Raw genomic sequence first — 6311 nt, 5'->3', positions numbered from 1 at the left:
TAAGTATACCACTACATAACGTATAGCTAGTATCCAGTTTTCATTTATTGTGGTGAGATTTTCTCATGATTGTCTGTCGGGAAATAGACAGTTCTAAGAGAGGGAGGGTGTGACTCATATAAACACAATTAACAAAATGAAATCAAAAATGTAGTGGGATTTGAGGAATCAAAACGACTTCCAGATGGATCGTTCTTGATTTCTTTTTCTTTACAAATCGGTTACGTTCGCAGTACTGAAATTAGTGTATAATTGTAATAGTAAAAATCACGCACAATAAAGAAATAATCGGGTTTGTGTAAAATGAAAGGAACATTATTATGAAAGCAAGAATACTGGTGATAGAAGATGAAATGGCAATCAATGATCTGCTTTGTATGAATCTGGAAGCTGCCGGCTATGAAACAGTAGGTTATCTGGATGGAAATGATGCAAGTGAAGGAGTCGCACAGGACCATGAATTTCAGTGCGCACTTGTGGATATTATGCTTCCGGGAAAGGATGGTTATACCCTGTTGCCGGAATTAAAAAAGTTTGGTATTCCGGTTATATTTCTTACGGCAAAGGCTGATGTTACAAGTAAAGTAAAAGGGTTAAAAGACGGAGCCGAGGATTACATAGTAAAACCTTTTGAAATGCTGGAGGTAATGGTGCGTTTGGAAAAAGTATTAGATCGTTATGGAACGGCACCGAAACAGATTCAGATAGACGATGTCATAATTGATACCGTAAGTCACATAGTTACGAAAAATGGAGAAGAAATATATTTAAAACCTATGGAATATAACTGCCTTATGGTGTTCGTAAAAAATCCAAATAAAGCACTTACCAGAAGCCAGATCTTGCAGGAACTGTGGAATGAGGAATTCTGCGGAGAAACAAGAACTGTGGATGCACACGTTGGACGCATCAGAAAAAAACTAAGCTGGCAGGATAAAATCAAAACCATTCCCAGAATTGGTTATCGACTTGAGGTGGATTTATGAAGCTATTTACAAAAATTTTTTTACAGGTAATCTGCATGGTGCTTCTGCTGTCATCTGGAATTTTTTTCTATACAACTTACAGGTGGAAAAATCAGAGCATACAGAATATCAACAGTTATGAAAATAGCAGGTTTCAAACAAATATTTCTAAGTTTGAAAACATGCTAATGCGGATTAAAAGTAAAACACAGGACTCTGATGATAAAATCCGGGAAAAAATGATTATTTATGCTTTTCGTCAGGTATTCCACGACAGCGCCGTTTTATATCAGGATGGAAAAGAACAATATAATGGGACAAAATATGAGTTTGATCTGCAAAATATCAGAAACCTAACAAAAAACAAACACGATGGATTCGAAAATGACAGCTATTGTGATAAACCACTGATCAGCAAAACAAATGGCAACGTAATTTTGCTCTTTTATTTTTCCAGCTACAGTTCTACAGACATGAACTATCAGATTGTCACCTACAAAGATATTACCAGTGTACAAAAACAGAGTCAGACACTGTTTTATCAGGCAGGAGGGTTTACCCTGTTTCTGGTTCTGTTTGTTGGCTTTTTCCTGTTTTTGACTTTGCGGAAAATTATGGAACCGCTCACAAGACTAAAAGAAGCGGCTGTTTCTGTGGCAAATGGAAATTATGAGATAAAAGTGCCAGCAGAGGGAAAAACGGAACTGGCACAGGTTGGGAAAAGCTTTAATCTTATGACAGGTAAAGTAAGGGAGCAGATTGAAAAGCTTTCTTCCGTAAACCAGGCACAGAGACAGCTGCTTGGAAGTTTGGCCCATGAATTAAAGACCCCAATGACTGCAATCATAGGATATGCAGATACACTTCTAACGGTACGCCTATCTCCCAAGAGGCAGGAGATAGCGCTTGATTATATTAGAAATGAATGCCGAAGGCTTTCCAGGCTTTCAGTGAAAATGCTGGAACTTACCGGATTATATGAAACAGGTGAAGCAGAATTTGTTCCAGTGGAAGTTCAGATGAATCAATTTCTGGAAGATGTAAAAAAACTTGTTACTTACAGGCTTCAGGAGAAAAAAATTTGTCTTGAAATACATTGTAATCCAGAGGAGCTTAGAAAAACTTTTGATCCGGACCTTATGATGAGTGCAGTGACAAATTTTATTGATAATGCAGTCAAGGCTTCCGATGAGAATTCAAAAATCGTACTGGAGGCAACCCAAAATCATTTATCTGTTCAGGATTATGGGAAGGGAATTCCAAAGGAGGATCTGAAAAGAGTAACAGAAGCTTTTTATATGGTCGATAAATCTCGTTCCAGAGTAAAGGGAAGTGTTGGGCTTGGTCTTGCGCTATGCCAGAAAATTGCAGATATACATGGATTCCAGCTGGAAATTACAAGTCATCTGGGAAAAGGAACGATCATATCTGTTTTATGGTAAATAATTTGAATTTACAGAACAGTTACAACTTGCGGAAGATTTGGTGTAATGAAAGATGCTATACTTGTGGACATAAACAGGAAGGAGAATTTATTCAACATGAGAAAAAACATAAATAAAATTGTAGGATTAACACTTTGTATAGGAATGCTCACAGGATGTGCCCAGACCCCGGAATCTTCCCTTGTAAAACCAAAAGGGAGCAAGGTAGAAAATGCTTATACAGAAACTGAAGGCGTAGATATGGTGAAGGAGGACTCTTCTGAAAATACAAAGGATAAGAACACAGCGGTAAGAACAACTATTCGAGACCTGCTCAATGCTCCGGAAACCTATAAAAGTCAGACTACAGATGACAGTGCAAAACTTGTAGTGAACACGGATGCCACTGTAGAAATACCGGATGTAGAAAAGATATCCGCAATTTCTGTCACGCCTGCAGAAGTTACACAGGATCTTCTTGACCGTATTACAGATGCCTTTTTCTCAGAGGCAAAGCTGTATACATCGGATAGCTATTATACCCAGACAAAGGATGAAATCAAAAAAACGTTGGATGAACTAAAAGAAGATGTAGCAAACGGAAATCTGGATCCCTATAATTGGGGTACGGATGAAGATGGTAACCTTTACTATAATATTTATGATGATATTGAATACTGGGAAGAGCAGTATCAATCAGCCCCGGAGACGAAGACCCTGGCAGAAGGAAGACCTGTTGCAGGCTCCCAGGAGACAGAAAATGGTACTGCGGAAAATGAATTCTCCGGTGTTGCACAGATGCCGGATGGATCAGAATATTTTTACATGACATCTTCCTACGGATCCGATACCTTATCTGTCAAAATCAGAAAATTGGCAAAATCTGGCGGGGAAAAGCTGCCTGTGGACACGACCTGGTCTGATTATACTTCTTCCAGTGAAGGGGAAAAACCTACTGAGGAGTCCATTGGGATTTCATTAGATGAAGCAAAAAAAATGGTACAGGAAAAAGTAGATAAAATGGGGATTACAGATCTGCAGTTTTCAGACTGGAGTTATGCATTGTGCAATAATCTTGAAAAGGATAATAGTTTAAGTAATCTTGGAAGCGGATATGCGATTTATTACACACGTACTATAAACGGTGTTCCGATTACTCGGACAATGGCAGATGGCGGTGCTTTGGAAGATATGGACAGCACTATGGAAACCTGGTCTTATGAAAGTCTTTATTTCTTTGTCGATAAAGATGGAATTGAAAGCATGTATTATTCAAACCCTTATACCATAGGAGAGACAAAAACAGAAAATTTAAACCTTCTTCCATTTTCTGAGATTATGAAAACATATGAAAAAATGATGGTAGTGACCAATGCAGATAATATGGAATATGAAAAATCAAGAGTTTATGATGTTGACCGGATTGTTCTGGGCTATGCAAGAATTTATGAACCATCCACAGATCCGCATACAGGTCTTCTGGTTCCCGTTTGGGATTTCTTTGGAAGCAGAAAAGTGGAAGGTGACTATGATGGGAATAGTTACTCGGACATCACAGACTATCCAAACTGGAGCTTCCTTACCATTAACGCCGTGGATGGCAGTATTATAGACAGGGATCTGGGCTACTGATATGAAGCAGGTACTTGGAATTGTACATTACAATTTCTTTGGCTATTTTCGAAATCCAAAAGTCATTTTTACCTTCCTTCTGGAATTTGTACTTAGCTTTCTTCTCACTGGAAGAATCATGGTTGTCATGGAAAACTATGATACACCGGTACAGGCCGTAGAGCCATTTCTTTGGACCTTTGGGGATGGAACAGCAGTACTGCTCAGTTCTCTTCTGTTGCTTCTGCTGTTCTCAGACCTGCCAAAGATGACACCAGTTACTCCATATCAGTTAATTCGAACAACAAAGAAAAAATGGCTTTTGGGACAGTTTATTTATATTATTCTTGTGACTGCTCTTTATACAGTATTGATGCTGCTATTTACATCTGTACTGTGTATGAAGGACAGTTATCCGGGCAACCTGTGGAGCGAGACTGCTGCCATGCTCGGATATTCTGAACTGGGGAAAAACTTGCAGGTCCCCTCTACAGTAAGAGTCATGGAGAGTATCTCTCCGTATGGCTGTATGCTGCAGGTTTTTCTCCTGTTATTCTGCTATTCCCTGACACTTGGTTTTGTGATCCTTGTTGGAAATCTTTATAAAGGAAAAACAAAAGGCATGGTGTTTGGACTACTTTATAGTGTATTTGGATTTTTACTGGAACCCAGTGTGGTAGCCGCAATTTTGCATAAGGAAAAATATGAAATGTATCAGGTGAATGTACTGATCTGCTGGATCAGTCCTTTGAACCAGGCTGTATATGGAAAACATAACTTTGGCTATGATCCATTACTTCCGACCATCTGGCAGTCCTGTATGTTCTTCGCAGGTATTTTATTTGTTCTTATGGTTCTGGCACTTCGCAGGATGAAAAAATATCCCTTTGAATTTCTGGGAGAAAAAACATAATCAGAAGGGGAAATATCTATGCGGGTAGAAACAAAACGTATGCTTCTTGGCAGGAGTTTCCTGGCGGCATGGCTGATTGCCTGCTTTTCTATCGCAGCAGGTCAGACTTATCCAAGTTTGAAAAAAGCATTAACATGTGGAACTTTTATCAGCCTGCTGGATGGTTCATTGAAAAGTCAGATGGTATCTTTTGCCATCCCTGTAGCTGCGGTACTGCCGTGGAGTGATTCTTTTTTACAGGAGTATAAAAGTGGATTTTTAAAAGCTGCATTTCCCAGGACAAACCGCAGGCTATATGTGGAAGGAAAAGTCTTTTCTGTTATGACATCTGGATTTTTAGTCTGGATATTTGCTATAAGCACCATACTTCTTGTTAATTTTGTTATATTTTATCCTATGGAAATAAAAGGCAGCTTTCCAAAGGAACAGTTTCTGGAGCTGCTTATGAAAGCTCTTAGGATGGGACTGATCGGAAGTATTCTAAGCACTTTTGGTGGAATCTGTGGTACCTTATGGAATTCAGCTTATATGGCATATGGGATTCCTTTTGTCAGCTATTATTTTGGAATTATACTTCATGACCGCTATTTCAAAGACCAGATCTGGTTTTACCCAGTGGAATGGATTCTGGCAGATGGAAACTGGGGAACGGATAAAGCGGGATTGTGGTTATTTCTGCTATTATTTTTATTGGTGTTAATGGGAATTTTTGGAGGTGTTTTAAATGGAAAAGTGGAAGAAATCTGAATTTCAAAATACCTGTGTGAAAATAGAACACGTAACCAAAAGGTTCGGGGAAGATCTGGTATTAAAAGAAGTAAATCTTACCTTAAAGGTGGGACAGGTTTACGGCGTTGTAGGAAATAATGGCTCTGGCAAAACAGTACTTATGAAATGTATCTGCGGATTCCTTCCTGTTACCACAGGCACCATCCGTGTTTTCGGAAAAGAAATTGGTCGTGATGTAGATTTTCCAGAAAGCCTTGGTGTCATCATTGAGACGCCTGGATTTCTTACCCAGTATACCGGTGTAAAGAACCTGGAAATACTGGCAGATATGAAAAGAATGATTTCAAAGGCAGATATCCGCCTGATCCTAAAAAAAGTAGGACTGGATCCGGATATGAAAAAGCCGGTTGGAAAGTACTCTCTTGGAATGCGGCAACGCCTTGGGATTGCACAGGCCATTATGGAAGATCCTCGCTTCCTGATTCTGGATGAACCATTTAACGGTCTGGATAAACACGGCGTGGCAGAGATCAGGGAACTTTTGCTTGATTTAAAGGCAGCTGGAAAAACCATTTTATTGGCAAGCCATAATGATGAGGATATCCGGATTTTATGTGATCACGTATATGAGATGGATGGCGGAGTTTTAAGAGAAAGGACAGCCTGAAA

6 protein-coding genes are annotated in these 6311 nt (G+C 39.2%); all 6 read left to right on the top strand.

Going from position 1 to position 6311, the window contains the following annotated elements; translation table 11 throughout:
* Positions 1 to 320 precede the first annotated feature (320 nt).
* On the top strand, positions 321 to 986 hold the full coding sequence (locus ACESTK_RS13170; protein ID WP_373119947.1) for a response regulator transcription factor: 666 nt from the start codon (positions 321 to 323) through the stop codon (positions 984 to 986).
* On the top strand, positions 983 to 2407 hold the full coding sequence (locus ACESTK_RS13165; protein ID WP_373119946.1) for a sensor histidine kinase: 1425 nt from the start codon (positions 983 to 985) through the stop codon (positions 2405 to 2407). The genes ACESTK_RS13170 and ACESTK_RS13165 overlap by 4 nt, the downstream gene beginning before the upstream one ends.
* Before the next feature lie 99 nt (positions 2408 to 2506).
* The gene (locus ACESTK_RS13160; protein WP_373119945.1) at positions 2507 to 4021 is read left to right on the top strand and encodes a DUF6034 family protein; all 1515 of its coding nucleotides are present in this window, start codon (positions 2507 to 2509) and stop codon (positions 4019 to 4021) included.
* Position 4022: 1 nt separating this feature from the next.
* On the top strand, positions 4023 to 4913 hold the full coding sequence (locus ACESTK_RS13155) for a hypothetical protein (protein ID WP_173735712.1): 891 nt from the start codon (positions 4023 to 4025) through the stop codon (positions 4911 to 4913).
* An 18-nt stretch (positions 4914 to 4931) separates the two neighbouring features.
* Positions 4932 to 5660, top strand: a complete 729-nt coding sequence (locus ACESTK_RS13150) for an ABC transporter permease (protein ID WP_226815837.1) — start codon at positions 4932 to 4934, stop codon at positions 5658 to 5660.
* Positions 5638 to 6309 carry an ATP-binding cassette domain-containing protein gene (locus tag ACESTK_RS13145; RefSeq protein WP_117854462.1) on the top strand — a complete coding sequence of 224 codons (672 nt, stop codon included), beginning with the start codon at positions 5638 to 5640 and terminating at the stop codon, positions 6307 to 6309. The genes ACESTK_RS13150 and ACESTK_RS13145 overlap by 23 nt, the downstream gene beginning before the upstream one ends.
* Positions 6310 to 6311 lie beyond the last annotated feature (2 nt).

The sequence above is a fragment of the Ruminococcus sp. Marseille-P328 genome (assembly GCF_964249465.1).
Lineage (GTDB): Bacteria > Bacillota > Clostridia > Lachnospirales > Lachnospiraceae > Blautia_A > Blautia_A faecis.
Note: the sequence above shows the minus strand (reverse complement) of the source record. Positions and strands in the feature narration are given on the sequence as shown.